General features: G+C 74.1%; 22 protein-coding genes. 9 read left to right on the top strand and 13 right to left on the bottom strand.

Annotated features, from left to right (window positions below; all coding sequences use genetic code 11):
• Window positions 1-55 precede the first annotated feature (55 nt).
• The 7 genes from ACIPYS_RS15500 to ACIPYS_RS15470 form a co-directional block, all read right to left on the bottom strand.
• Entirely contained in the window at window positions 56-412 is a 357-nt protein-coding gene (locus ACIPYS_RS15500; protein ID WP_400746499.1) for a DUF6204 family protein, read from the bottom strand.
• Window positions 413-569: 157 nt separating this feature from the next.
• Window positions 570-1,823 (bottom strand): MFS transporter, encoded by a 1,254-nt coding sequence (locus ACIPYS_RS15495; protein ID WP_400746655.1) that lies wholly within the window; start codon window positions 1,821-1,823, stop codon window positions 570-572.
• A gap of 97 nt (window positions 1,824-1,920) precedes the next feature.
• Window positions 1,921-2,589 carry a GNAT family N-acetyltransferase gene (locus ACIPYS_RS15490; protein ID WP_400746497.1) on the bottom strand — a complete coding sequence of 223 codons (669 nt, stop codon included), beginning with the start codon at window positions 2,587-2,589 and terminating at the stop codon, window positions 1,921-1,923.
• On the bottom strand, window positions 2,589-3,797 hold the full coding sequence (locus ACIPYS_RS15485) for a type III PLP-dependent enzyme (RefSeq protein WP_400746495.1): 1,209 nt from the start codon (window positions 3,795-3,797) through the stop codon (window positions 2,589-2,591). The genes ACIPYS_RS15490 and ACIPYS_RS15485 overlap by 1 nt, the downstream gene beginning before the upstream one ends.
• Window positions 3,790-5,283 (bottom strand): DUF6271 family protein, encoded by a 1,494-nt coding sequence (locus tag ACIPYS_RS15480; protein ID WP_400746493.1) that lies wholly within the window; start codon window positions 5,281-5,283, stop codon window positions 3,790-3,792. Before ACIPYS_RS15480 ends, ACIPYS_RS15485 begins: the two co-directional genes overlap by 8 nt.
• Window positions 5,280-6,431 carry a phytanoyl-CoA dioxygenase family protein gene (locus tag ACIPYS_RS15475; protein ID WP_400746491.1) on the bottom strand — a complete coding sequence of 384 codons (1,152 nt, stop codon included), beginning with the start codon at window positions 6,429-6,431 and terminating at the stop codon, window positions 5,280-5,282. Before ACIPYS_RS15475 ends, ACIPYS_RS15480 begins: the two co-directional genes overlap by 4 nt.
• A 768-nt stretch (window positions 6,432-7,199) precedes the next feature.
• Window positions 7,200-8,303, bottom strand: coding sequence for a hypothetical protein (locus ACIPYS_RS15470; protein ID WP_400746488.1), 1,104 nt, complete (start codon window positions 8,301-8,303; stop codon window positions 7,200-7,202).
• Window positions 8,304-8,722: 419 nt separating this feature from the next.
• Between ACIPYS_RS15470 and ACIPYS_RS15465 the strand changes: the two genes are divergently transcribed.
• Window positions 8,723-10,087: an FAD-dependent oxidoreductase gene (locus ACIPYS_RS15465; protein WP_400746485.1), complete on the top strand. Its 1,365-nt coding sequence runs from the start codon at window positions 8,723-8,725 to the stop codon at window positions 10,085-10,087.
• 236 nt (window positions 10,088-10,323) lie between these two features.
• On the opposite strand, the gene ACIPYS_RS15460 is transcribed toward ACIPYS_RS15465, so the two are convergent.
• Complete coding sequence (locus tag ACIPYS_RS15460) at window positions 10,324-10,785, bottom strand: hypothetical protein (protein WP_093862880.1); 462 nt, start codon at window positions 10,783-10,785, stop codon at window positions 10,324-10,326.
• 239 nt (window positions 10,786-11,024) lie between these two features.
• The gene (locus ACIPYS_RS15455; protein WP_400746481.1) at window positions 11,025-12,335 is read right to left on the bottom strand and encodes an MFS transporter; all 1,311 of its coding nucleotides are present in this window, start codon (window positions 12,333-12,335) and stop codon (window positions 11,025-11,027) included.
• A gap of 55 nt (window positions 12,336-12,390) precedes the next feature.
• Here ACIPYS_RS15455 and ACIPYS_RS15450 point away from each other — a divergent pair, with 55 nt between their 5' ends.
• Entirely contained in the window at window positions 12,391-13,398 is a 1,008-nt protein-coding gene (locus tag ACIPYS_RS15450; RefSeq protein ID WP_093862882.1) for a helix-turn-helix transcriptional regulator, read from the top strand.
• A 263-nt stretch (window positions 13,399-13,661) separates the two neighbouring features.
• On the opposite strand, the gene ACIPYS_RS15445 is transcribed toward ACIPYS_RS15450, so the two are convergent.
• Complete coding sequence (locus ACIPYS_RS15445) at window positions 13,662-14,714, bottom strand: threonine/serine dehydratase (RefSeq protein ID WP_400746478.1); 1,053 nt, start codon at window positions 14,712-14,714, stop codon at window positions 13,662-13,664.
• Window positions 14,715-14,768: 54 nt separating this feature from the next.
• Here ACIPYS_RS15445 and ACIPYS_RS15440 point away from each other — a divergent pair, with 54 nt between their 5' ends.
• Both ACIPYS_RS15440 and ACIPYS_RS15435 read left to right on the top strand, forming a co-directional pair.
• On the top strand, window positions 14,769-15,473 hold the full coding sequence (locus tag ACIPYS_RS15440) for a TetR/AcrR family transcriptional regulator (RefSeq protein WP_400746476.1): 705 nt from the start codon (window positions 14,769-14,771) through the stop codon (window positions 15,471-15,473).
• Window positions 15,474-15,712: 239 nt separating this feature from the next.
• On the top strand, window positions 15,713-15,919 hold the full coding sequence (locus ACIPYS_RS15435) for a hypothetical protein (protein WP_400746474.1): 207 nt from the start codon (window positions 15,713-15,715) through the stop codon (window positions 15,917-15,919).
• Window positions 15,920-16,277: 358 nt separating this feature from the next.
• On the opposite strand, the gene ACIPYS_RS15430 is transcribed toward ACIPYS_RS15435, so the two are convergent.
• Complete coding sequence (locus ACIPYS_RS15430; protein ID WP_400746472.1) at window positions 16,278-17,012, bottom strand: maleylpyruvate isomerase N-terminal domain-containing protein; 735 nt, start codon at window positions 17,010-17,012, stop codon at window positions 16,278-16,280.
• Window positions 17,009-17,920 (bottom strand): NAD(P)-dependent oxidoreductase, encoded by a 912-nt coding sequence (locus ACIPYS_RS15425; protein ID WP_400746470.1) that lies wholly within the window; start codon window positions 17,918-17,920, stop codon window positions 17,009-17,011. Before ACIPYS_RS15425 ends, ACIPYS_RS15430 begins: the two co-directional genes overlap by 4 nt.
• Before the next feature lie 159 nt (window positions 17,921-18,079).
• On the opposite strand from ACIPYS_RS15425, the gene ACIPYS_RS15420 reads away from it, so the two are divergent.
• The 3 genes from ACIPYS_RS15420 to ACIPYS_RS15410 all read left to right on the top strand — a co-directional run bounded on the left by ACIPYS_RS15420 (window position 18,080) and on the right by ACIPYS_RS15410 (window position 22,728).
• The gene (locus ACIPYS_RS15420) at window positions 18,080-19,120 is read left to right on the top strand and encodes a GlxA family transcriptional regulator (RefSeq protein WP_400746468.1); all 1,041 of its coding nucleotides are present in this window, start codon (window positions 18,080-18,082) and stop codon (window positions 19,118-19,120) included.
• Between the two features lie 130 nt (window positions 19,121-19,250).
• On the top strand, window positions 19,251-19,679 hold the full coding sequence (locus ACIPYS_RS15415; protein ID WP_400746465.1) for an SSI family serine proteinase inhibitor: 429 nt from the start codon (window positions 19,251-19,253) through the stop codon (window positions 19,677-19,679).
• Window positions 19,680-19,980: 301 nt separating this feature from the next.
• Window positions 19,981-22,728, top strand: a complete 2,748-nt coding sequence (locus tag ACIPYS_RS15410) for a hypothetical protein (RefSeq protein ID WP_400746462.1) — start codon at window positions 19,981-19,983, stop codon at window positions 22,726-22,728.
• Between the two features lie 31 nt (window positions 22,729-22,759).
• Here the strand turns inward: ACIPYS_RS15410 and ACIPYS_RS15405 are convergent, their stop codons facing one another.
• A complete protein-coding gene (locus ACIPYS_RS15405; protein WP_400746459.1) occupies window positions 22,760-23,701 on the bottom strand; it encodes a helix-turn-helix transcriptional regulator in 942 nt (313 codons plus the stop codon).
• 73 nt (window positions 23,702-23,774) lie between these two features.
• On the opposite strand from ACIPYS_RS15405, the gene ACIPYS_RS15400 reads away from it, so the two are divergent.
• Window positions 23,775-24,251, top strand: coding sequence for a hypothetical protein (locus ACIPYS_RS15400; protein WP_400746456.1), 477 nt, complete (start codon window positions 23,775-23,777; stop codon window positions 24,249-24,251).
• Window positions 24,248-24,796, top strand: coding sequence for an NIPSNAP family protein (locus ACIPYS_RS15395; RefSeq protein WP_400746453.1), 549 nt, complete (start codon window positions 24,248-24,250; stop codon window positions 24,794-24,796). The genes ACIPYS_RS15400 and ACIPYS_RS15395 overlap by 4 nt, the downstream gene beginning before the upstream one ends.
• The last annotated feature ends 9 nt before the right edge of the window (window positions 24,797-24,805 follow it).

Here is a 24,805-nt window from a genome sequence, read left to right as displayed (position 1 = left end):
GGGTGTCGCGTGCGGGAGTGCCGCGCGGGGATGCCGGGCGCGGGCGTGGGGGGCGTCAGAGGTCCTTGGCGGCCGCCCGGCGCTGTCGCTTTCCGAGCGGGGCCTGGGAGAGGTCCTCGGCCTGGGAACGGAGGTTCTTGTGGCCGTACCCGCGTTCGTCGAGCCAGGCGCGCGCTGACCGCTCCGCGCGCTCGGTGGCCTCGAGGATGTCCTCCTCGGCCTCGCCGGTGTCCTGGTAGCGGAACGTGAAGACGGCGCGGGCGGTCAGGTCGTAGCTGAGGTGGCCCTCGGGGGTGAAGGCGGCGTACAGGATGTCGTGCTCGGCGGCCCTGGACTGCAGCTCGGCGTGCTGTTCGGGGGTGAGGCCGTCGAAGACGCCGCGGACGGTGATGCGGAAGGTGCGGGTGGTCATCCCGCGAGCGTAGTTCGCGGGGCGGCGGGTGGGCGAAGGGTTTTGCGGCGGTCCGCATGCCGGGCCGCACACCGGGCCGCACACCGGGCCGTACTCCGGGCCGCACTCCGGGCCGGGCCCGGCCCCGGGTGTCGGTGGCCGGGGCCGGGGTGGTCGCTCAGGCTTCGCGGAGGACCGGGTCGGAGGTGCCGGGGGCCTGGGCCGCGTCGAGGGTGGGCCAGGCGATCCGGGTGGAGCAGAGCGCGACGACCAGCGCCGAGGCCGCGACCACACCCATGCCCCAGGCCAGGCCGGTGGCATTGGCGACGAAGCCGATCACGGCCGGGCCGGCGAGCAGCCCGGTGGTGCCGGTGGCGGCGACCAGGGCCAGGGCGTCGGACCCCTGCCGGGCGGCGGCGACGTAGACGCAGGGCGTGACGGCGGCGATGCCCAGACCGACGCAGGCGAAGCCGATCAGGGCCGGCACGACACCGCCGACCAGCAGGGCGAGCGCCAGGCCGAGCCCGGCCACGGTGCTGCCGACCCGGACGATCGGGCCGTCCCCGAAGCGGGTGCGCCAGCCGTCGGCGAACAGCCGGGCGACGACCATCATCACCGAGATGACGGCGATGCCCAGGGGGGCCAGCTGCGGCGAGGCGTGCACGACGTTCTTCAGGTAGAGGGCGGACCAGTCGTTCATGGCGCCCTCGGTGATGGTGCCGAAGACCATCGCGACGCCCATCCAGATGGTGATCCGGGAGGGGAGCGGGATTCCGCGGCGCTTCGGCGGCGTCGCCTCGGCGGCTCCGGAGGCCGCTTCCGCGCTCTCCCGGTCGGCCGTCCGGTCGGCCTCGGCCGACTGCGGCTCGTCCGCCAGCATGCCGGTCCCCGCCAGCAGGAGCAGCAGGGCGAGCACGGCGACCGCGATCGCGAAGTGCGCCGACAGCGTGGTGGTGACGATGTTCACGCCGGAGGCGAGCAGGGCGGCCAGGCCCAGGCCGGCACTGAAGGTGGCGTGCAGCCTGGACATCGCGGTGCGCCCGAAGCGGACCTCCAGCGCGGCGCCCTGGGCGTTCATCGCGACGTTCAGGAAGCCGACCGCGACGCCGTCCAGGGCCGCCACCAGCAGCAGGACGGCGAAGTTCGGGGCGAGCGCGAAGCCGCCCAGGACCAGGCCGAGGACGATCGCGGAGACCGTGGCGAGGGTGCGGGAGCCGTACCGCTTCATCATCGTGGCCACGAGCGGGAAGGAGGCGGCCGCGCCGATCCCGGAGGCCATCAGCAGCAGGCCGATCTGCCCGTCGCTGAGCTCGAAGTCGGCCTTCAGGGCGGGCAGCCGGGACACCCAGGTCGCGTACTGGAAGCCGAGGAAACAGAACAGCGCTGCGATGGCCAGGTGCGCCCGCAGGAAGTCGTCGCGCACGCGGAGCATGTGCATCAGTCCGATTCTTGGGTGGGGGAGTTCGTCACTCGGGGAGTTCGTCACTGGGGGGAGGGCGGGGGAACGGTGCCGGGGTGGAGGGGAACGGCTAGGGGTGGAGGGGCATCGCCATGTAGACGGCCCGGTCGCCGTAGCTCGCGGGGAGCCGCACCTCGGGGCGGGGGAGGTAGCCGAGGGGGGCCCAGAGCACCTCACTGCCGCGGACGGCGACCAGCGAGATGGTGGTGTGGCCGCGCTCCCGGGCCGTGTCGGCGAGGAAGGTGAGCAGGCGCGGGGCCAGTCCTCGCCCGCGCAGCCGCTCGGTCACGACCAGGTCGTGGGCGTGCAGGTTGGTGGAGTCGGCGGGAGCCGGGGACTCCGCGCGGCTGAGGTCGGGGCAGTGGCCGAGCGGGTAGGGCAGGGCGAGCAGGTAGCCGCCGAACTCGCCCTCGTGCTCGATCGCGAAGCAGTAGTCGGGGGCGGCCCGGTGGCGCGAGCGCAGGGCCTCCCCGCCCTCGGAGAGCCCGCTCTCGCCGTAGGCGCGGGCCTCCAGCGGCACCACCTCGGCCCAGTCGTGCTCGGCGAGCGGGCGGACCAGGAGTTCGTCGTCGAGGCCCACACTGCCGCCCGGGAGCCGGGCGGCGGTGCCGCTGTCGCTCGCGGGCCGGTCGGTGGCGGGCCGGTCGCTGGCGGGCCGGTCGGTAAGGAGGCGGTCGGCGGCGGGCCGGTCGGTGAGGAGGCGGCCGGTGCCGGGTCGGGCGGCCGGGTGCGCGGACATTACTGCGGTACTCCCTCGGGGCGGGGCGCGCCGTCCGGGCGGTCCGCCCGGACGCAGCTGTAGGGCAGCGGGGGGAAGCCGTTGAAGCCCCGCGTGGTGTAGGCGGTGGCGTAGGCGCCGCAGGAGAGGATCCACACCGGGTCGCCCGAGGCGGCGTCCCGGGGGACGGGCACACCGGCCCCTTCGTCGGCGTAGGCGTCGTCGCTGTCGCAGGTGGGACCGGCGATCACGGCGGGTACGGTCACGGCGTCCGGGTGGGTGGGGAACTCCAGCCGGTAGCGCAACTCGTCCATCTCGTACAGCCCGTTGAACTTTCCGCAGCTCAGGTAGAGCCAGTACGCCCGTTCACCGTCCAGCTGCTGACGATCCGTCAGGCGCGTGATGCGGGCCCGGATCGCGCCGTGGTCGGCGACCAGGTGCCGGCCCGGCTCCAGCAGGAAGCCGAGCGGCGCCGCGGAGACCTCGCGCAGCCGCTGCATGCCCTCCCGGATCACCGCGAACATCTTGTCGACCGGCGGGTCGAGCGGCTCCCCGCGCCGGTCGAGTACGCCGAGGGCGGGCAGGCCGCCGCCGAGGTTGACGTGGTCCAGCAGGATGCCGCGCCGGTTGGCCTCCTCGACCACCGAGGCGATCGTCTCCAGGGCCTGCTGCCAGGCCTCGGAGGTGAGCTGCTGGGAGCCGACGTGCACCGAGAGCCCGGCCGGGACCAGTCCGGCGTCCCGGGCCGCGTCCAGGACCCGCAGGGCGTCCGCCGGCGAGCAGCCGAACTTCCGGCTCAGGCCCCAGAGCGCCCCCGCGCCGGTGGTGGCGAGACGGCAGAAGACCCGTGCCCCCGGCGCGTGTTCGGCGATCGCGAGGACGTCGGCCAGGCTGTCGGTGGCGAAGTCGCGCACACCGAGCCGGTACGCCTCGGCGATCTGCTCGTCGGACTTGACGGTGTTGCCGTAGTGGATCCGCTCCACCGGCACGCCGGTGCGCAGCGCCTGGACGATCTCCTGCGGTCCGGCCGCGTCGAATCCGGAACCCCGGGCGGCCAGGCAGTCGAGCACCTCGTCCACCGGGCAGGCCTTCATGGCGAACCGGACGTCGACGCCGGGCAGTTCGCGCAGCAGGGCGTCGTACTGGGACTCGATGCCGTCGAGGTCGTAGATGATCCGGTCGTCCTCGGCGGCGGCCAGGGCGGTGCGCAGGCGTCCGTGGTCAGGCATGGGCGGTGCTCCGGCCGGTGGTGGGTCGCTCGGGTCTTCCGGGGGTGTTCGTGGGCGCGGGCGCGCTCGAGGGCGTGGATGCCGCTGCCGGTGCCGGTGCCGGTGCCGCCGCCGGTGCGGGCGCGAGGAGGTCGGCGCCCGACGGCGTCGGCGGGACGGTGCGGGCGGCGGCCACCAGCGGGCCCCACGCGTCGACGAGCAGGGCGAACGCCTCGATGTCGGCCTGCGCCTCGTCCAGCAGGCGTTCCCGCCGCGGCAGCAGACGGTCGGCGAAGTCGGCGTAGCGCCCGCCCAGCCCGCGGTAGGCGCGGTCGAGCACGGCCAGCCGCCGGTGGTTCTCCGCCCGGTCCTCGGCCGCGGCGCGGCGGGCGAACCCTGCCACCGCCCCGGGCCGCACGTGGTGGTGCTCGTCGAGCAGCGCCCCGCCGGCCGCCTCCAGCGCGTCGTACACCGGGTGGAGGTACAGCATCGACAGCAGGAACTTGGTGAACCGCAGCTGGTAGGCGAGGAACCCGGCGTCGGTGCGGCGCTCCGAGGTGTAGTGGTTGACGATGTTGCGGTTGTGGGTGACGCCGGGCAGCCCCGCGTCGAGCACCAGGTGGTGCAGGAAGTAGTCGCTGCCGATGGTGTCGGTCGCCGGCGGCAGCGGCACCCGCTCGTACAACTCGCGGTCCAGCGCGATGTTGCACATGTCGATCCGCCAGATGTCGGGCAGGTCGAGCACGGCACGGTCGTGGGTGAACGGGTCGGTGCCGTTGCCGACGAACGAGTCCGCGACCAGCTCGCGCCGCTGCTCGACGGTGGAGCCGGTGGCCGCCCACAGGCCCACGACCTCCTCGTAGACCGCCGGGTCGAGGGAGCGGATCTCCCCGAGGTCGACCGAGAGTTCGCCGATGAAGGAGCTGCCGACCAGGGCGACCGGCTTCTCCGCGTGCACCGGGTCGAGGGTGTGGTGGGTGACGCCGGGCGCGGCGTCGGCGGCACGCCGGCCGATCGAGCGCAGCTCGTGGTGGATCGGGAACACCGGTTCGCCGTCCAGCTCCTGGTAGGTGCTGTCGGAGTCGCGGCGGTGCAGCGAGGAGCAGCCCAGCGCGGCGGCGAACAGGAAAGCCCGGTTGGTGCAGGCGCCGTAGGAGACGGTGTCCGGCAGCATCAGCTCGAGCAGCCGGTCGGCACCGGCCGCCGCGGCCAGGGCCGGTGTCGCGGCGAGGGCCCGGTCGATCGCGGACCGCAGGAAGGCCCGCTGCTGCTCCTCGTCGAGGTGGTGGACCAGGACCCCCTGGACGGCGGGGAGGTCGGCGACGGCCTTCTCGTGCTCGGCGCGGGTCGCGGCGTCCGCCGAGTCGAGGATCAGCAGATGCACCCGGACGCCGAACTCACGGGCGGCCCAGGCGGCTTCGGCGCCGACGTCGGCGATGGCGGCGGCGCAGGCCCGGTTGGTGGGCAGGGCGAGGCAGATGCCGGGTGCGGCGAGGTCCACGGTCATGCCTCGCCCTTCCTGGGCGCGGGGATGCCCTCGGGGCCGGGGGTGTCGCCGGCCACCGGTGCCTGCGCGCCGGTGCCGGGGGTGCCTTCGGCGTCGGGGTTGCCGTCGGTACCGGGGGCGGCTTCGGCGTCGGCCGGGTGCCACGGCTCCAGGCCGAGCAGCCTGGCCCCGAGGCCGGTGAGTTCGGCCGCGCCGTAGCGCAGCGATTCGTGCTCGCGGTGGTCGCCGACCAGGGTGCGGTTCCAGGTGGGGGTGGAGCGGTCGCGCCAGGAGCCGATACGCGAGTCGCGGAGCTCGGTGTGCTCCTCCAGTGCGGGCATCATCGACAGGTACTGCACGGAGCGCACGCCGTCCGCCGAGGTGTTGGCGGCCACGCCGTGCGCCAGCATGCCGTTCCAGATCAGCAGGTCACCGGCCTTCAACTCGGGCCGGACGACCGGGAAGTCGGCACGGTCGACGGCCGGACGGATCGGGTCGCGGTCGGCGGGCTGGGTGGCCTGCCAGGTGTTGAACCGGCGGAACAGCTCGGGATTGCACTGGAAACCGCCGAGGTCCGGTGCGGTGTCGTTGAGGGCGATGATGCCCTGCACGCGCTGGGGGAGCATCCCGGCGGTGGAGTCGACGTCCCAGTGCAGCTCGATGTCGAAGCCCTCGTCGGTGGGCTCGATCAGCGCGCGGTCGCGGTTCCTGACGTTCGGCGGGTTGAGGTTGAGCCGGTCGAGGGTGACCCAGAGCTCCTCGCAGTCCCAGACGTCGACGAAGGCGTCGTAGACCCGGCGGGCCTGCCGGCTGTCCCACATGAGCTGGTGCTGGTAGGCCTCGACGAAGCCGTAGATGTGCAGGTGCTGGTCCAGTTCGTCCCGGAAGTCCCGTTCCTCGTACCAGGTTTCGGGCCGCTCGGGGTCGAGGCCCTGGAACGACCAGGCGAAGTCGAGCAGCCTGCGCGCGGCCTCGGGGGCGATCGCCTCCGGCACGATCACGTAGCCGTACGTCTGCCAGAAGGCGAACTGCTCCTCCGACAGTACGCGCAACGGGCGCTGCTTCTGGATGTCCCTCAGCGCGGTGGCAGCGAGGTAGGCCTCGCCGTCGTTGCTGAAGTACGGGCGCTCCGAAGCGGCTCGATACAGGTACCCGTCGGGCTTCGGCATCACGGCACTCCAAGGTCGGGTCGGGGCGTGGGATCGGTGGTGGTCGTGTGTGCCGAGAGCGTCGTGTGCCCGGGGTGACGGGAGAGCGGTCGCGGGGGAGCGGGCGGCAGGGGGCGGCGGCAGCGGGGCGGGCATCGGGAACGGCTGATGGGCACGGCCGGGTGAGCGGTGGGGAGAACGGTGAAGGTGGTTCCGGAGGCGGTGGTGGCGGGAAGGGGCGCGGGGCAGGGCCGGGCGGCGGCGGAGGGCGGCCGCGGCCCTGACGGGGCGTGGGATGAGGGTGGATTGCTCGTCCGACAAGGAGTGCCGACGGCTGTTCCGGCCTCGTCAAACGCGTGTTCCCCTACGGTGGACTAGACCAACTTCCGGTGTCAACCCTCGTCCCGGCAGCCCCGATCGGCACTCCGGCGGTCGGTGGACGACCGGGCCTGACCTGCGCGGGAACCGGCGCCCGGTCGGGTCACGGGCGGTCGGTCGGGCGCGTCGGCGGGACGGGTCCCCGGTGCCTCTTCGGGTGGCTGCCGCTGCTCGATCGGGCAAGTGGCGTCCGGCATTGACCGGTTGACGCGACCTCGGCCGGAGGGGGTGACGACGCCCTTCCGTGGGTGCTGTGGAGGTTCGGTGAGAGGTGCGAGGTGAGAGGTGACGGGTGGGGTGCGCCCCCCCCTCCGGCCGGGTTCGGGCCGGAGGGGGCGGCATCGGTGCGGGGAGCGCCGGGGGAGGTGCGGGTGCGGGGAGGTGCCGGGGGAGGTGCCGGTGCGGGGAGGGTCAGAGTGCGACGGTCCGCAGGTAGGAGCCCTGGCCGCGGGTCCCGGCCACGAGGAGCGTGTGCGCGCCGGGGACGACCGCCGCGGCCGAGACGCCGTCCAGGCCGAAGCCGGTGAGCGTCTCGCCCGGCACGGCGGTGTCGGTCGCGGTGCTGTAGGCGAGCACCGAGGCCTGCGGCGTCCAGCTGTCCTTGAGGAGGTAGAGCCGCCCGCCGTCCGGGCTCACCGCCACGTAGTGGAGGTCGGCCGGAGCGGTGGCGAAGGTGAAGACCGGCCGGGCGGTGTTGGTCGCGGTGCTGATGGCGTAGCCCGTCCCGGCGGAGGCCTGGATGCCCAGCGCGTACACCCGCAGGCCGTCGGGCGAGGCGGCCAGCTCCCCGGTGGCGCCGAGCCGCTCGACGGGGGCCAGCGGGGTCGGCACCGCCGTGGTGGTGTCGAGGTGCTCGACGCCGAGGTCGGTGGCGACGTACCCGGTGGCGCCGCCCGCCTGGAGCGCGAACCCGCCCACGCCGTACCCGCGCAGCGGCAGGGACCCGGTGAAGGCGCCCGGGCCGGTGCCGAACACCAGCACCCGGCCGGGGCGGACGCCCTGGCCGTCGCCGGCCGGGCCGTTCTGTCCGGCGTAGACCCTGGACCCGTCCGGACTCACGGCGAGGCCGGTCAGCGCGCCGGGCGTCCAGCCGGCCGGGCGCTCCTGCTCGGGGGCGGGGGTGCGGGAGAGTACGGTGCCCGCCACCGTGTCCACGGTCACCAGCCGGTCCGCGACCACCAGGTAGAGCCGTCGGCCGTCCTGGCTCACCACGGGCTTTCCGGCGTCGCCGTCCTCGGCCAGCGGCAGCTCGGCGACGACCGCCCCGCTGCGGAGGTCGACCGTCCGCAGGACGACCGGGGTCCGGCTGCCGGACCGGTCCGCCGCCACGACGTACGCCCTGGCCCCCTCGGGGCTGACGGCGAGCCCGAGTGCCCGCCAGCCGACCGCGGTGCCGTTCGCCGGGCCCGGAGCGGGCTCGGCGGCGGCCGCCCCGATGCCGGTCCCGGTCAGCAGCAGTGCCGCGGCCACGGCCAGAGCGCCGGTCCACCGGGCTTTCCCCACAAGCGAATTCATGATTCCCCACTCCGTGGTCTAGACCTTATGGGTGGTGCGGGAAAAGGCTAGGGCACGGCGGCGGGGTCGGGGCGTCGGTTTTTGGACCTTGTCCGTACCGCGCGGATCCCCGGGGCGGTCGGGTCCGGGTGCGGGCGGGGCCTCGTCCTTGTTCCCGGATCGGCCATAGGTTCGCTCTATGGGCCCATAGATCCACACCGCCTACAGTGGCAAGGTCCGGCGGGGTTGGGTGGACGTGGGGAACTCTCGTCCGTCCGCCCCACCGGGCACCGTGCTGCTCGACCGGGCACGGTCCTGCTCCGTGCTGTTCCGTTCGGTGCTGTGCCGTTCCGTGCCTTGCCGTTCCGCCGCTGTGCCGTTCCGCCCGCTGTGCCGCCCCATCCAGTCCTGTCCGTCCCCGTCCGGAGGATCGCCCCGAGATGACCCGCCCGATCCGCGTCGCGATCGTCGGCGCCGGCCCCGCCGGCATATACGCCGCCGATGCCCTGCTGAAGTCCGACGCCGCCCAGCAGCCCGGGGTCTCCATCGACCTCTTCGAGCGGATGCCCGCGCCGTTCGGTCTGATCCGGTACGGCGTGGCGCCCGACCACCCGCGGATCAAGGGCATCGTCACCGCCCTCCACAAGGTGCTCGACAAGCCGGAGGTCCGGCTGTTCGGCAACGTCGACTACCCCGGTGACCTCGCCCTGGACGACCTGCACCGGTTCTACGACGCCGTGGTCTTCTCCACCGGCGCGATGGCCGACCGCGCGCTCGACATCCCCGGTGTCGGTCTCGACGGCTCCTACGGTGCCGCCGACTTCGTCTCCTGGTACGACGGCCACCCCGACGTGCCGCGCACCTGGCCGCTGGAGGCCGAGAAGGTCGCCGTGCTCGGCGCCGGCAACGTCGCCCTGGACGTGGCCCGCATCCTCGCCAAGACCGCCGACGAGCTGCTGCCCACCGAGATCCCGCCGAACGTGTACGACGGCCTCAAGCGCAACCGGGCCCAGGAGGTGCACGTCTTCGCCCGCCGCGGCCCCGCCCAGGCGAAGTTCAGCCCGATGGAGCTGCGCGAGCTCGACCACTCGCCCAACATCGAGGTCATCGTCGCCCCCGAGGACATCGACTACGACGAGGGCTCGATCGCCGAGCGGCGCGCCGCCAAGCACGTCGACATGGTCGCCTCGACCATCGAGAACTGGGCGATCCGGGACGTCGGCGACCGCCCGCACCGCCTCTACCTGCACTTCTTCGAGTCTCCGGTCGAGGTGCTCGGCGAGGACGGCAAGGTCGCCGGGCTGCGCACCGAGCGCACCGAGCTCGACGGCACCGGCAACGTCCGCGGCACCGGCGAGTTCACCGACTGGGACGTCCGCTCGATCTACCGGGCGATCGGCTACTACTCCGACGAGCTGCCCAAGCTGCCGTTCGACCCGGTCTCCGGCACGGTGCCGAACGCGGCCGGCCGGGTGCTCGCCGCCGACGGCTCGCACCAGGACGCGGTGTACGTGACCGGCTGGATCAAGCGCGGGCCGGTCGGTCTGATCGGTCACACCAAGGGTGACGCCAACGAGACCGTGGCCTGCCTGCTCGCCGACCAGGCCGAGGGCAGGCTGCCGGGTGCCGTCGAGCCCGACCCGGAGGCGGTCCCGGCGTACCTGCGGGAGCGCGGGGTGCGGTTCACCACCTGGCAGGGCTGGTACGAACTCGACGCCCACGAGCGTGCGTTGGGCGAGGCCGAGGGGCGGGAGCGGGTCAAGGTGGTGGAGCGGGAGGACATGCTCCGGCACAGCGGGGCGTAGGCCGGACCGGTTCTGGCCGGGTCGGTCCTGGCTGAGATCGAACGCGAGCCCGGCCCCGGCCCGTCGACGGTGGACGTCCGTCCCGTCGACGGGCCGGGGCGGCATCGGCCCACTCGGGCATCTCGTTCCGGAGCCGGTCGGCGGCCCTGCCGGTGAGCTGGACCCGGATCCGGCCGGCCGTACGGCCGACCGGCGGCCGCTTCCTTCTCCCGATCTCGGGCCCCGGGCTGCCGGGCTCAGTCCTCGGCGGGCGGGGGCGGGGCGAGGACGACCGGCCAGGCGTCCTCGCCGGCGATCACCTGCTCGAGGGCGATCCCGGGGTGGGCGTTGAACACGGCCGTGGCGGTGCCGGCCCGGGCGTACAGTGCCGGGTCGACCTCCGCTTCCGCGTGCAGGACCAGGGCCGCGTCGGGGGCGGCGGGCGAGCGCTCCGGGAACGCCGCCGGGTCCGCGCCGATCTGCTCCAGCGTGAACGGGTACGCGGCCACCGCGACGGTCAGGCGGTCCCCGTCCAGGGCGTGCTCCGCCCAGCCGTCGGTGGGGAGGAGGAAGAAGGCGCCGTCCCCCTCGTGTCCGTACCAGCTCAGCTTGGCGACGGCGCGCTCGCCGGGCGGGCCGTCCGGATCGACGAGCAGCGCCACCACGGGCGCCTCCGGGTCGTCGGGGTTGATGCCGTTGCGGACGTAGAGCCGGGCCACGGGCGACCTCCGGTCGGGGTGGGCGGGGTGTGCGCGTCTGGGGCGTGCGCGTCTGTCGGGGTGTGCGCGTCTGTGCTCTGCGGGGCGAATGCTAGCGGGGCTTCCTCGGGAGCGGTCGCCCCGGGGTTATTGTCATGAACGCGACCTTAACGGGCCGGTGGCTCGAACGACAGGAGAACCGTGTGCTCCGGATCGGCCGCTCCGGGGAGGGGTGCCGGCTGCGGGGTGTGCCGCGGGGGCTACGGGGTGGGCTCGTGCTCGCGCCCGGCCCGCTGCCGGGTCGGTTGTTCGGTCCGCTGTTCCCTGGTTCGGCCGTCCCGCCGGTCGTCCTCGCGCGGCCGCTCCGGAAGGTGGTCGCGGACAGCCGGCGCCGCGGTGCGGCGGCGGCGCGCCTCGAACAGGTGGCGGCTCAGGGCGAGGGCGGTGAGCAGGGCGAGGAGGGTGCAGACGCCCGGCCAGCCCGCCAGGGCGTGGGCGCGCAGTCCGAGCCACGAGCCGACGCTGCCGCCGAGGTACCCGAACGTCATGTAGGCGGTGTTGAGCCGGCTGCGGGCGTCGGCCCGGAGCTCGTACACCCGGGTCTTGTTGGCGATCATGCCGGACTGCATCGAGACGTCCAGCAGCAGCGTGCCGCCCACCAGGACGGCCAGCCCCGCCGCGCCGCCCCCGCCCCCGGCTGCCAGGACCGCCGCCGAGGCGAGGGCGCCGAGCAGTCCGGCCAGGTTCACGGGGTCGGCGCCCCGGCGGTCCACCAGCCGTCCGGCGAACGGCGTGCAGACCATCGTCGCCGCCCCGACCAGTGCGACAAGCCCGACCGTCTGCGCGCCGAACCCGTACTCGGGCCCGGTGAGCAGCAGCGGCAGGCAGGTCCAGACGGCGCAGAACCCGCCGAAGACCATGGCCTGGTAGAAGCCCGATCGGCGCAACTCGGGTTCGTCGCGCAGCAGTCGGAGCGGCTCGACCAGCAGCGACCCGTACGACGGCCGGACGGCCGGGGCGACGGCGGTGACGTCCGGCAGGGCGCGGGTCAGGACGGCCGCGAGCACCAGCGTCAGCACCCCCGCCGCCAGGTAGGGGGCGCGCCAGCCCAGGTACTCGCCGAGCGTGCCGCTGAACGTCCGCGCCAGCAGCATGCCGCCGGTGGCCCCGCTCAGCAGGGTGCCCATCACGGCCCCGCGCCGGTCGGCCGGCACCAGCCCGGCCGCCATCGGCGACACCACCTGGGCGGCCACCGTGGTGGTCCCGACGGCGACGCTCGCCGCCAGCAGTACCGGCAGGGTGGGCGCGCAGCCGGCCGCGAGCAGTTCGACGCCGGTGAGTCCGAGCAGGGTGGTCAGCAGTCGGCGGTTGGGTATTCGGTCGCCGAGCGGCACGATGAGGAAGATGCCGATGGAGTAACCGATCTGAGTGAACGTCACCGCCAGTGCGGCGGAACTCTCGGACGTGTCCAGGCCGGCGGCGATCAGCGGGGTGATCGCCTGCGGGAAGTAGATCGTTCCCACGCCGACGGCGCAGGTGACGGTGAGCAGCAGGAGCAGGCGGCGAGTCATACCCGGAGGTTGGCCCGGCGGCGCGCCGTTGCCAATCGATGTAGCGTGGCGCTTCATGGTCATCACCTTCGAGCTGGGCGTCGAGGACCTCGCGGACACCCGGTTCGCCCTCTCGTCGCTGAACGAGACCGTGCTCAGCCTGCGCGTCCTGCGCGAACCGGGCCTGTCGGCGCTGCACCTGCCCTGGCGGCGGTCCGTCCTCCGGTCGATCGGTGAACTCGACGGTTTCGACAGCGGGTTGCTGCTCTCCCTGGTCGCCTCACGGCGGACGGTGCCGGACTTCCTCACTCCCCCTCCGGCGAGCTTCGCGCCGTCGTTCGAGGAGGAGCTGGCCGTCGTCCGCCGCACCGCGCCGGCGGTGGTCCGGCGCGACCTGCTGGACACCCACCTCCCCGATCCGCCGCCCGAGCCCCTGCGCACCGCCCTCGACCGCGCCGGCTCCGGCGACGCGGCCGTCCGCCGGCTGCGCGACGAGCTGTGCGAACTCCTGCGGCGCTACTGGGAGATCGCGGTGCGACCGGAGTGGCCGGGGATGCGGATGCTGCTGGAGGCCGACATGACCTACCGCGCGCGCCGGCTCGCCCTCGGCGGTGCCCGCCTGCTCTTCGCCGACATGCACCCCTCCCTGCGCTGGAACCGGGGGGTGCTGCACATCGCCGACATGATCGGCCGGCACCATGTCCTGGCCTCGGGGCGGGGGTTGCTGCTCCTGCCGTCCGTGTTCGCCCACAAGCCGGCGCCACCGCTCAGTCCGGACGGCGCGCCCACGCTGGCGTACCCGTGCCGGGGCGTGGCGACCCTCTGGTCCCGCCCGCCCGTCGTCGAGCCCCGGGCGCTCACCGCACTGGTGGGCGCGGCCAAGGCCCGGCTGCTCACCATGCTGGACGAGCCGCTGGCCACCGTCGAACTCGCGCGCCGGCTGCGGGTGACGCCGAGCGCCGTCTCGCAGCACCTGCGGGTGCTGCACGCCAACGGCCTGGTCGCCCGGGCCCGGGACGGGCGGCAGGTGCTGTACCGGCGGACGGCGCTGGGGGACCGGCTGGGGGGTGGGGCGGGGGAGTAGGAGGTGTCTCCCGGGCCCGTGCCGGGGCCGCGCTGCCCGGGAGCGAACGCCCCCGGGCCTGCGGGTCGGCGGGCCTGCGGCCGGGGGCCGGGGGCCGGGGAGGTCGGGGGGTCGGCGAGGTCGGCCGCGTACCAGCGGCAGGGCCGAATGCTCCGACCGTGCCCCGCTCGACGGACGGGCCCGGGTCAGGGCCTGCCGCAGCGAGCGGGAACGCCACCCGCCGGCCCCGCCGGCCGCGTCCCCTGCCTCGTGGGTCGGAGCACCTAGACCGCGGCCGGGTCGGTGTTGGCGCCGCACAGGACGACGCAGACCTTCTCGCCGTCGGCGGGGCGGTAGCCGTAGGTGGTGCCGGTGCTGCCGTCATCGGGCCCGCCGTCGTCGGTGAGCAGGGCGGCGAGGGCGGTGGCGGCGCCGTGCTCGACCAGGATCCGGCGGTCCTCCCAGAGCTCCCGGCGGGCCCGGACGATGGCCTCGTCCGGCACGAGCACCGAAAGGGCGCCGGTGCCGCCCGCCTCCGGGCGGGCGGCGTCCACGGCCAGGGCGGTGGCCCGGCGGGCGCCGAGCGAGTCACCGGCGACCGAGTCGACGGTGACGTCCACGGGCCGGCCCGCCGCGAGGGCGGCGTGCAGCGCGCGGGAGCCCTCCGGCTCGACCGCCACCGCGCGGATCCCGTGCTGCCGGGCGGCGGTCGCGACTCCCGCGAACAGCCCGCCGCCACCGACCGCGACCAGCACGGTGTCCAGGCCGGGCACCTGCGCGTGGATCTCCTCCAGCAGGGTGCCGGCGCCCGCTGCGATCAGCGGATGGTCGTAGGCGTGGCTCGCCAGCGCGCCGCTGGTCGCGGCGAACTCCTCGCAGGCCGCCAGCGCCTCGGCGTACTCCGTGCCGACCAGCCGGACGTCCGCCCCGTACGAGCGCAGCCGGGCGATCTTCACCTGCGGCGCGTTGGCGGGCAGGAACACGGTCGCCCGCACCCCCTGCCGGAGTGCCGCCCACGCGCACGCCATCCCGGCGTTGCCGCCGGAGGCGATGGTGACTCCCGCGTCAGGCAGGGTCCCGGCCTCGCGGTGGGCCCGGAGGAAGTTCTGCGCGCCGCGCGCCTTGAACGACCCGGTGTGCTGGAGGTACTCCAGCGCCAGCCACAGCTCGGCACCCTCGGTGCTCCCGGTGCTCCCGGTGCTCCTGGTGATTCCGGTGCTCCCGGTGAGCCCCGTGGCCCCGGGGCCCTCGGCGGGCGCGACGGCCACCGGCCGGACGTGGCCGGCGATCCGCTCCGTCGCCGCCTTGATGTCGTCGTAGCCGAGCTGCTGTCGCATGGTGCCGCCTCCACGGGTCCGTCTTCCGGTACGGCGTACCGTACGCTGTGCCGCATGCCCCGGCAATCCGCCTCCCTCGACCGCGCCACACCCGAACGCATCGCGGTCGCCGCCCTGTCCGTCGTCGACGACCAGGGCCCGGCCGCCCTCAGCTTCCGCACCCTCGCGGCGCGGCTGGACATCTCCGTCGCCTCGCTCCAGCGCCGCTGCACCGACCTGGCGGGCCTGCTCGACCTGGTCACCGACCACCTCGCCGAACGGCTCCCGGACATCGCGCCCGGCACCCCCTGGGCCGACGCCACCGAGAGCCGGTTCGCCGCCCTGTACCGGCTGCTCACCGCCCACCCCGGGCTCGTCGCCCTGCGCGGCAGCCGCCCCTGGATGGGCCGGAACCTGCTCGCCCGGCTCGTCGAACCGCAGCTCGCCGACAGCATCGCGGCCGGGATGACCGCCGAGGAGGCGATCACCGCCTACCGGCGGATGTACCTGCTCACCCTCGGCAGCGCGAGCTTCGTCGACCACCGCGACCCCGCCGCCACCCGGGCCGTGACGCGTGCCGCACTGGCCGCACTCGACCCGGAGGACTTCCCCGTGCTGAGCGGCGGGATCGCCGAGATCGTGCCCGTGGTGACCGACCACGAGGTGTACTACGGGGCCCTGCGCCAGCTGATCCGCGCCGCTGCGCCCGCCTCCCCGCCGGCCTTGTCGCCGTCGGACTCCCCGTCGGCCTCGTCGCCGTCGGACTCGTCCGGGGAGTGAGCGGTGCCCGGAAGGGCAGCTCTGTTCTTCCCGGACGGCCCTTCCGGTGCCGGGCCGGTCGTCGTGCGGCCCGCCCGGTCCGGCGCGCGCAGGCAATCCGCGCGTCGGTCCGCTCCCGCGTCGTCGGCGTGCCCGTCCCGTCCGGCCTGCCCGATCCGCGCGCCGGGCTGCTGAACCGGCGCCCGACCTGGGACTATGCTTCCAGCCGTACGAGAACGAAGGACTTAGGGGTGGGCGACATGATCGGTGCAGTGCTGATCGGCGTACTGGCGCTCGTCATCGGGGGCTGTGTGTGCGTGGTGTGGGCCGACCGCGGGGGCCCGCGCTGGACGCGCGTCGTGGCGGCGGCCACCGTCGGTGCGGGCCGGATGGTGCGGAGCTACCAGAAGGCCCAGCGCCGCCAGGTCAACAGTGGCGACGGCAACTCCGGCGCCAACGCGGGGTAAGTGCGGCGCCGCTGCGCCCGGAGTGTTGGCTCTCACCGGTGCCCCCTGCCGATCGGCAGGGGGCACCGGTGCGTCGGACGCAGCAGAAAGGTGCCGATCGGTACAAGCGGGCAGGGGCGCCGAAACGGCAGGCTGTGGGACGTGGGGCAGCCGGTGGGGCGGCCCCGGGATCGAGGCCCCGTGGTCGAGTACTTCGCCTGTCATGTCGTTGTCCGCCGTCCTGTTGCTGTCCCCGGCCCGGGTCGGGGTGTCGAGCTGTGGCGCCGCCTTCGTTCCTCGCTCCTGCGGGTGTTGTGGTGCACGGCGGCCGCCGTCCTGCGCCGCGTGTGCCGTCCGTCGGTGCGGTGGCGTCCGGTACTCAGCGCACGCGACCGTCCCACCGCCATTCCCCCGCCGGGCGGCGGGGGAGGTGCGGCAGTGCGGTGCGGCCGGTGCACCAGAGCAGGGTGTCCGTGCCACCGTGTCCGGGCGGGGCCTCCGGGAAGAGCCGGGCCACCGCCGGGCCGGCGAGACGGTCCGGCGCCGACCGGTCGAGCTGGAACACCCCGGCCAGGTCCCACCCGTGGACCAGCAGTTCCACGATGCCCATCGCGGCGAAGCCCGGACCGTCCGAGTGGCCCCAGGGGTGCCAGGCGCGGGCCTCCGGCGGTGCTGTGCGGACGGTTGCCGCCAGCAGTTCGGCGGCGATCCGCAGTCCCTCCAGGCAGTGGGAGATCGGAGCGGCCGGGTCCAGTGAGCCGAAGAGGGTGATGTACCGATCGGTGGGCCGCGCGGTCAGCAGGCCCGCGTAGCCGAGCACGCCCAGAGCGAGGTGGTCCAGGGTGGCCCGGGCGGTCCAGTCGCTCCCCTCGGGGCGGCGCGACCAGTCGGCGTCCGCCGCCCGTTCCAGGACGGTCGTGGTCACCTCGGCGGCGTCCACGACCAGCGCTGCCCATTCGGCAGCGGACGGCGAGTCAGGCGCGAGGGCGAGGGTGAGGGCAGAGGTGGAGGCGGCGTAGGTGGTGGTGGAGGCGGCGGGGGTGGGGGAGGGGGAGGGGGAAGCCCCTGTGCGCGAACCGGCGCCGACACCACGGACACCGGACGGAGCACTCACTTGGCGATCACCTCGATCAGCCGCGCGTAGCTGTCGCCACCGTGTCCGGCGGCGACAGCCCGGCGGACCTGGTCGGCGAAGACCTCCGGCAGCGTCGTGTCGACCCCACGGGCCCGGCTCGCGTGCAGCAGGTGTTCCATCGCGGCCAGATGCACGTCCAGGCTGGCGTCGTCCCCCGGGTAGGTCCGGGCGTCGGCCTGTCCGGCGTACCGGCCGACGAAGCCGGCGACGGCACCCGACAGCCACCGCGTGGCGACCGGGGTGAACTCGGCCGCGCGGACGCCGTCCGCGCCGACCAGGGCGACGCCGTGCAGCCAGCCGCTGAGGGCGGACCACATCAGCCCGAGCAGCGCCGTGTCGTACAGTCCGGCGATCCCCGCGTCCGGGCCGAGGTCGACCGGTTCGCCGAGGGCGGCGAGCGCGGTCCGGTGGCGGGCCAGGACGTCGGGGGCACCGCTGTAGAGCACCGTCGCGTCCGGACCGCCGATCCCGGGCGGGGTGATCATGATCGCGCCGTCCAGGTAGTCCAGGCCGATTCCGGCGGCCCGGTCGGCGAACGCGCGGGCCTGCTCGGGCGAGCCGGAGGTCAGATTGACCAGGGTCCGGCCGCTCAACAGCGCCTCCTGGCCCGACAGCACGGCGGACAGCGCGTCGTAGTCGAGCACGCAGGCGACGATCAGGCCGCCGGCCGTGATCGCGGCCTCCGGGGAGGCGGCCGGGACGGCGCCGCGCCCGACCAGGGCTTCGGCCTTGCCCGGCGTGCGGTTCCAGACGGTGGTCGGGTGTCCGGCGGCGAGGAAGGCCTCGGCCAGCGCGGTGCCCATCGCGCCCAGGCCGAGGACGGTCACGGGTTCGGGGGCGGTGGCCGGTGCCGGGTGCTGTGCCTCTTGCGGCTGTTCGTGCGTCATGGGGTTGTCTCCCGTTCAGGGCGTTCGTCGGTGCTTGTCCGCTCATGCCGTTGTGTCGCGGTTCTTGATCGGCAGGACCCACGTTTCCAGCGCCCGGGAAGCGCCAACAGTGGCAGGATTGCCCTTCGTCGAACTGTTCCTGCCAGAGAGGTGGAGCCGATGACCGCCCCCGTCTCCGCGTCCGATACGGTCGCGCGGCCCGGCACGGTCGCCGTCGCCGTCGTCGACCACGCCGAGATCCCGCTCTGGGACATGTACGAACTTGGCATGGCCTGCGCGGTGTTCGGCATCCCGCAGCCCGACCTCGCCGACCGCTGGTACGAGCTGCGCCTGTGCGCCGAGACCCCGGACGCGCCCCCACCGGCCCGCGCGCCGGGCGGCTTCGGCCTCTCCCTGCGCGCCCAGCACGGCTGGGACGCCCTGGCCGACGCCGACACCGTGGTCGTCACCTCGGTACCGGACGCCTGCGTGACCGGCGAGCGGGAGATCCCGCCCGCGCTGGTGGCCGAACTCCGCCGGGCCGCGGCGGCGGGCGCGCGCATGGTGTCCCTGTGCACGGGCGCGTTCGCCCTCGCCGCCGCCGGCCTGCTGGACGGACGGCGGGCCACCGCGCACTGGTCCCACACCGCCGAGCTCGCCCGCCGGTACCCGGCCGTCACCGTGGACGACGGCGTGCTGTACGTCGACGAGGGCCAGGTGCTCACCAGCGCCGGTGTCGCCGCAGGGCTGGACCTGTGCCTGCACATCGTCCGCCGCGACCTCGGCGCCCACGTCGCCAACCAGCTCGCCCGCAAACTCGTGGTGCCCGCCCACCGCCCCGGCGGACAGGCCCAGTTCGTCGACCTCGCGCTCCCGGTCGCCGACGACGACAGCCTCGCCCCGGTGCTCTCCTGGGCCACCGAGAACCTCGAACACCCGATCACCGTCGACGAGTTGGCCCGCCGCGCGCGGATGAGCCCGCGGACCTTCTTCCGCCGGCTCCAGGCCGCCACCGGCACCACCCCGCTCCAGTGGCTCCTGAACCAGCGCCTGGCCCGCGCGCAGTCCCTCCTGGAGGCCACCGACCTCCCGGTGGAACGGATCGGGGAGCGCAGCGGGCTGGGCAGCGCCACCAACCTGCGGCGCCACTTCACCGCCCGCGTCGGTGTGACGCCCACCGACTACCGCCGCGCCTTCCGCTCACCGGCCGCCCCGGCGTGACCTGGCGTGACCTGACGCGCGGTGCCTTCTGGCCAGGACCTCACCGCACAGGAAGTCGACGTCACCGACTTCCCACGCCAGTACCGCGATCTGCCGTGACGCCGCCACCGAAGGGCTCGTTGCACCGGACGTGAAGACGACCCGCGCCCTCGCCCTCCTCGCGACCACGCTGCTCACCACCGCCCTCGCGAGCATCGCCGGCCCCATCAGCACGGCTTCCCCGACCACCGTCCTCGCCCCGGGGACAAGTCTGCGCCTCACCGTCGCCCACGGTGACACCCCCTCCAGCGGAACGCCCCGCACCGTCACCCTCGAGTGCCCGCCCTTCGGCGGCACCGCCACCACCCACCCCGACCCGGTCACCGCCTGCCGCCTGGTCGACTCGGTGAACGGGCACCTCGCCCGGCTCAATGTCGACCCGGGCGTCTGCACCGACCAGTACGACCCCTACACCGCCACCGCCTCCGGCACCTACCGGGGTCGCCCGCTCTCCTTCCGGCACACCTACGGCAACCACTGCGTCCTTGTCCGCACCGCCGGGGAGGTCTTCGACTTCTGAACCCCCTGCCCCTGAGGCCCCGGGCCCCGGACGTCCACCGCCGTCCGGGGCCACTCGAATACTCGTGCGCGGAGCGAGTGATCGTTCTGCTTCAATGTCTCGTCCCCGTCGAGGCGTGCGCGATTCCCGCCCGTCCGGGTCGGGGGTTCGACGAGACGGGGGAAGCATGTTCACGCGACGACCGGGTTCCGGGCCCGGCGGGAGGTCAGGCCGCTGGGCGGTTCTCGCCGTGGCGGCCGGCCTGACGCTGTTTCCCGGCCTGGCCACGGCTGCAGCGGCCGCCGGCCCCGCGCCGGCTCCGGTGACCACAGCAGCTGCACCGGCGGTGCCGGAGGAGACCACGGCCAAGCTCGCCGGCGGAACGCTGCCGTATCAGCAGGACCTCGCCGGTGCCTTCGTCCCCAGCGGCCCGACCCGGCTGCTGGACACCCGCGACGGCACCGGCACCGGCGGCGACGTACGGCCCGTCGGGCAGAGCCCGTTGGTCCTGGACGTCTCCGAGGTGTCCGGCAACCCCTCGGTCCGGCCGACCGCGGTGGTCCTCAACGTCACCGTCACCAACCCGACCGGTGACAGCTATCTGGCCGTCTACCCGACCGGCAGCACCCGCCCCACCACCTCCAACCTGAACTTCTCGCCCGGCCAGACCGTGCCCAACCAGGTCACCGTCCCGGTCGGCTCCGACGGTCGGGTGGCCTTCTTCAATCACGTCGGCACCACCGACGTCGTCGCCGACCTCGCCGGCTACTTCACCCTCGACAAGGCCGCCTCGACCTTCGTCGCCAACGGCCCGACCCGGCTGCTGGACACCCGTGACGGCACCGGCACCGGTGGCGTGCGGGCCCAGGTGGGCGAGGACGCGAGCATCGGCCTGCAGGTCGCGGGCGTCGCGGGCGTGCCCGCCCGGAACGTCACCGCCGTGGTCCTGAACGTCACGGTCACCGGGCCGACCGGCGAGAGCTTCCTGACGGTGTACCCGAGCGGCAACGCCGTCCCCTCGGCGTCCAACCTGAACTTCTCGGCCGGGCAGACGGTGCCGAACCTGGTCACGGTGCCGGTCGGTGCGGACGGCAAGGTGGCGTTCTACAACCACGTCGGCTCCACCGACGTCGTAGCCGACCTCGCCGGCTACTACGTCTCCGGCGAGCCCCGGACCGGCGGCGTGCTCCGGACGCTGGGGACGCCGAAGCGGCTGCTGGACACCCGCGACGGCACCGGCACCGGCGGTGTGAAGGCCCAGGTGGGCGAGAACGCCAGCATCGGACTCCAGGTCGCAGGCGTCTCGGAGGTCCCGTCCCGGAACGTCACCGCCGTCGTCCTCAACGTCACGGTCACGGAGCCGACCGCCGAGAGCTTCGTCTCCGTCTACCCGAGCGGCAGGAGCGTTCCTTCCGCCTCCAACCTGAACTTCTCGGCCGGGCAGACGGTGCCGAACCTGGTCACGGTGCCGGTCGGTGCGGACGGCAAGGTGGCGTTCTACAACCACGTCGGCTCCACCGACGTCGTCGCGGATGTCTTCGGCTACTTCAGCGCGGGCGACCGGCTCGGCCTGTCCGCCCTGAGCTTCTCCCAGCCGACCGTCGACGCCTCCACCGGGACCGCCGCGGTCACCCTCACCTGGACCGTGACCGACTCTGACCCGCAGGCCCGGCAGAACGGCGGCACGATCGTCGTCCGCCAGCAGGGCGACGGGCCGGACACCTACGTCGGCCAGAGCCGCGTGGTCTCGTTCCTCCAGGAGAACAACGTCTACGGCGGGGCCTCGTTCGTCTCCGGCAACGCGGCGAGCGCCACCTACTCCTACCGCTTCGCCGTGCCCCGCTACGCGGGCGCCGCCACCGCGAAGTGGGCGGTCTCGCTGGTGACCCTCCACGAGATCCAGAGCCAGCAGCGCCAGGTGCTGGCCGGATCCGCCCTGGCCGGCTTCGGCAACGTGCTCACCGCCACCTCGCAGGTCTCGACGGCGACGGCGCTCCAGCCGACCGTGTCGACCGTCTACACCGGCCGCCCCGCCTACGTGTACGCGGGCAACAACGCCTATGTGGTCTACAACCTCGGCATCCAGGAGCAGCAGTCGGGCTTCTGGAAGGGCACGGTCAAGCTGGTCGGCCCTGGTGGGGCGACGCTCACGGGGTCGTTCGAGAACTCCACCTACGACGGGCAGCTCTACTCGACCTGCCAGTCCGACGCCAACCACCCGTACTGCTCCGCCGTGGTGCTGATCCCCTCCACGGCACCGGCCGGGACGTGGAGCGTCGCCTCGGTGACGCTCACCAACAACGCGGGCCAGGCCAAGTCCTTCAACGGCCTCAACGCCCCGCTGATCACGGTCACCTCCAACGGGACCGTCCAGGCCGACGGGTTCACCGCGACGCCGAACGAACTCAACACCTGGACGGGACCCGCCCCGTTCAAGGTGTCGATGAACGTCCGGGGCGCGCAGGGCGGCGTCCGCTCGATCCAGCTGTTCTGGACGGGCCCGTGCGGTTCCTCGTCGACGACCCCGACCGCGGAGCCGGACGGCAGCTACTCGGTCCCGGCCGGACTCGGGCAGTCCAACAACGGGTCGCCGTCCGGCTGCGCCCTCACCGGGGCCGCCATCACGGACGGCGCCGGGAACGTGGCCGTCTACGGCTCGGACTTCTGGGCGCCCGGTATCGGCGTGCAGGTCCGGGGCCTCCCGAACACCACGCCGCCGACGGTGACCTCGGCCGCTCTGAACGTCACCAGCATCCCGAAGAGCCAGGCGCCCAACCGGTCCTTCGTCGTGAACGCGCAGGTGGTCGCCCCCGTCGCTCCCGTCAACGGCTTCTCGAGCTACCTGTACGACAGCGCGGGCACGGTCGTCGGCCAGGTCAGCGGCGGAACGACCGTCGGCGCCGACGGGAAGGCCGTTCTCTCGGTCTCCGTCCCGTACGGGATCGCGGCGGGTACCTACACCGTCGGTTTCGAGATCGTCGACGCCAGTTGGCTTCGTACCGGCTACGGCACCCCGGGCGGGCAGCCGGTCCCCGGTGGACCGCTCACGCTGGAGATCACCGAGGGGTGATCCCCGCCGAAGGCTGAAGTTCCGCTGCCCGCTACGACGCGTCGTAGCGGGCAGCGAGCTTTCGGACGGTGGTGGCGATGCGTTCCCGCAGCTCCGGCGGCGCCAGCACCTCGACGTCCGCGCCCAGGCGGAGGAACTCCCCGTGCGCGTGCTCGACCGACTCGATCGGCACCCGGGCCTCCGTCCATTCATCACCACCCGAACGTGTGAGGCCCAGACGCCGCGCGCCCTCCGCCGTCACCCGGACGAGTGCCTCCCCGGTGTGCAGCCGGGCCCGGAAGTCGGCCACGTGCGCGTGCCAGTGGGCGGCCAGGTCGAAGCCGGCGGGGGCATCGCTGTGTTCGTCCAGCAGGCGCAGCCCGAGGATCTGGTCCACCCGGTACGTCCGCAGCCCGGACGCCCCGCCCGCGACCAGGTACCAGCGCCCGGCCTTCAGCACCAGCCCGTACGGCTCGATCCGCCGCTCGATCTCCTCCGGCGCCCGCCAGCGCCGGTAGCGCAGCAGCACCGCCCGCTGCTCCCAGACGGCGGTGGCGACGGCCGCGAGGTGCGGGTGCGGAGCGCGGTCGGCGTCGCCGTACCAGCCGGGCGCGTCGAGCAGGAAGCGCTGCCGGATCCGTCCGGCGTGCTCGCGCAGGGCTTCGGGCAGCGCCGCGTCCAGCTTCAGCCGGGCGGTCGCGAGGGCCTCCCCGAGTCCGAGCTGGGCGGCGGCCTCCGGCAGCGCGGCGAGGAAGACGGCCTGGGCCTCGTCCCCGGTGAGCCCGGTGAGGCGGGTCCGGTAGCCGTCGAGCAGCCGGTAGCCGCCCGCGTGCCCGGCGTCCCCGTACAGCGGGATGCCGGCGGCGGCGAGGGCCTCGACGTCCCGGTAGACGGTGCGGACGGAGACCTCCAGCTCCTCGGCGAGCTGCCGGGCGGTCATCCGGCCCCGGTTCTGGAGCAGGAGCAGCAGGGTGACGAGTCGGCTCGCGCGCATGGCGCCGAGTATCCGGTACTCCACCGACTTCACTGACAGGAGGTGTCAGTGGAACGCCCCTAACCTGCGGCGCATGAACGATTTCGACTTCCTCCACGGCTCCTGGGACGTGGCCAACCGCCGTTCCACCACCCCGCTCGACCCCGGATCCGGCCGCTGGGAGGAGTTCCCGGGCCGGTCGGTGGTCCGGCCGCTGTTCGAGGGTGCCGGCAACATCGACGAGATCACCTTCCCCACTCTCGACGGCCGCCGGGGCGTGACCCTGCGGCTGTTCGACCGGGAGGCCGGGCAGTGGTCGATCTACTGGTCCAGCAGCCGGACCGGTCGGCTCGACCCGCCGGTGACCGGCGGCTTCACGGGGGACCGGGGCGACTTCTACGGCGACGACACCTACGAGGGACGGCCGATCCGGGTCCACTTCACCTGGCACCGGCTCGGCCCGGACGCGGCGCGCTGGGAGCAGGAGTTCTCGGCCGACGGGGGAGTGACCTGGGAACTCAACTGGGTCATGGACTTCACCCGCACCGGCCCGGCGACGGTCGGCCTGTGAGCACGTCGCTGATCGTCGAGCTGCGGCAGTACACCCTGCACCCGGGGGCGCGGGACACCCTGATCGAGCTGTTCGAGCGGGAGTTCGTGACGGGGCAGGAGGCGGTCGGGATCGCGGTGGGCGGGCGCTTCCGGGACCTGGACGACCCGGACCGCTTCGTCTGGCTGCGGGCCTTCCCCGACATGGCGAGCCGCCGGCGCTCGCTGGAGGCCTTCTACGGCGGGCCGGTGTGGCGGGAGCACCGGGAGGCGGCGAACGCGACCATGGTCGACAGCGACAACGTCCTGCTGCTCCGGGGGCCGGGCTTCGCGGCCGTGGACGCGGAGGTAGGCGCCACCGTCTGCCACCCGCCGGACGCGGCGGCGTTCGACGCGTACGCCGCCCGGCACCTCGGCCCGGCTCACGCCCTTCACCGGACCGAGCAAGCAGTGAACGACTTCCCGGCGCTGCCGGTGCGGGAGGGGGAGGACGTCCGGGTGTGGTTCAACGGGCCTGCGGATCCGCCTCCGTGGCGGTCGCAACGGCTGCGCCTGGCGCGGGTGTGACCCGGCGGA

This window comes from Kitasatospora sp. NPDC089913 (assembly GCF_044748625.1).
GTDB lineage: Bacteria > Actinomycetota > Actinomycetes > Streptomycetales > Streptomycetaceae > Kitasatospora.
This window is presented reverse-complemented; position numbering and strand designations above follow the sequence as displayed.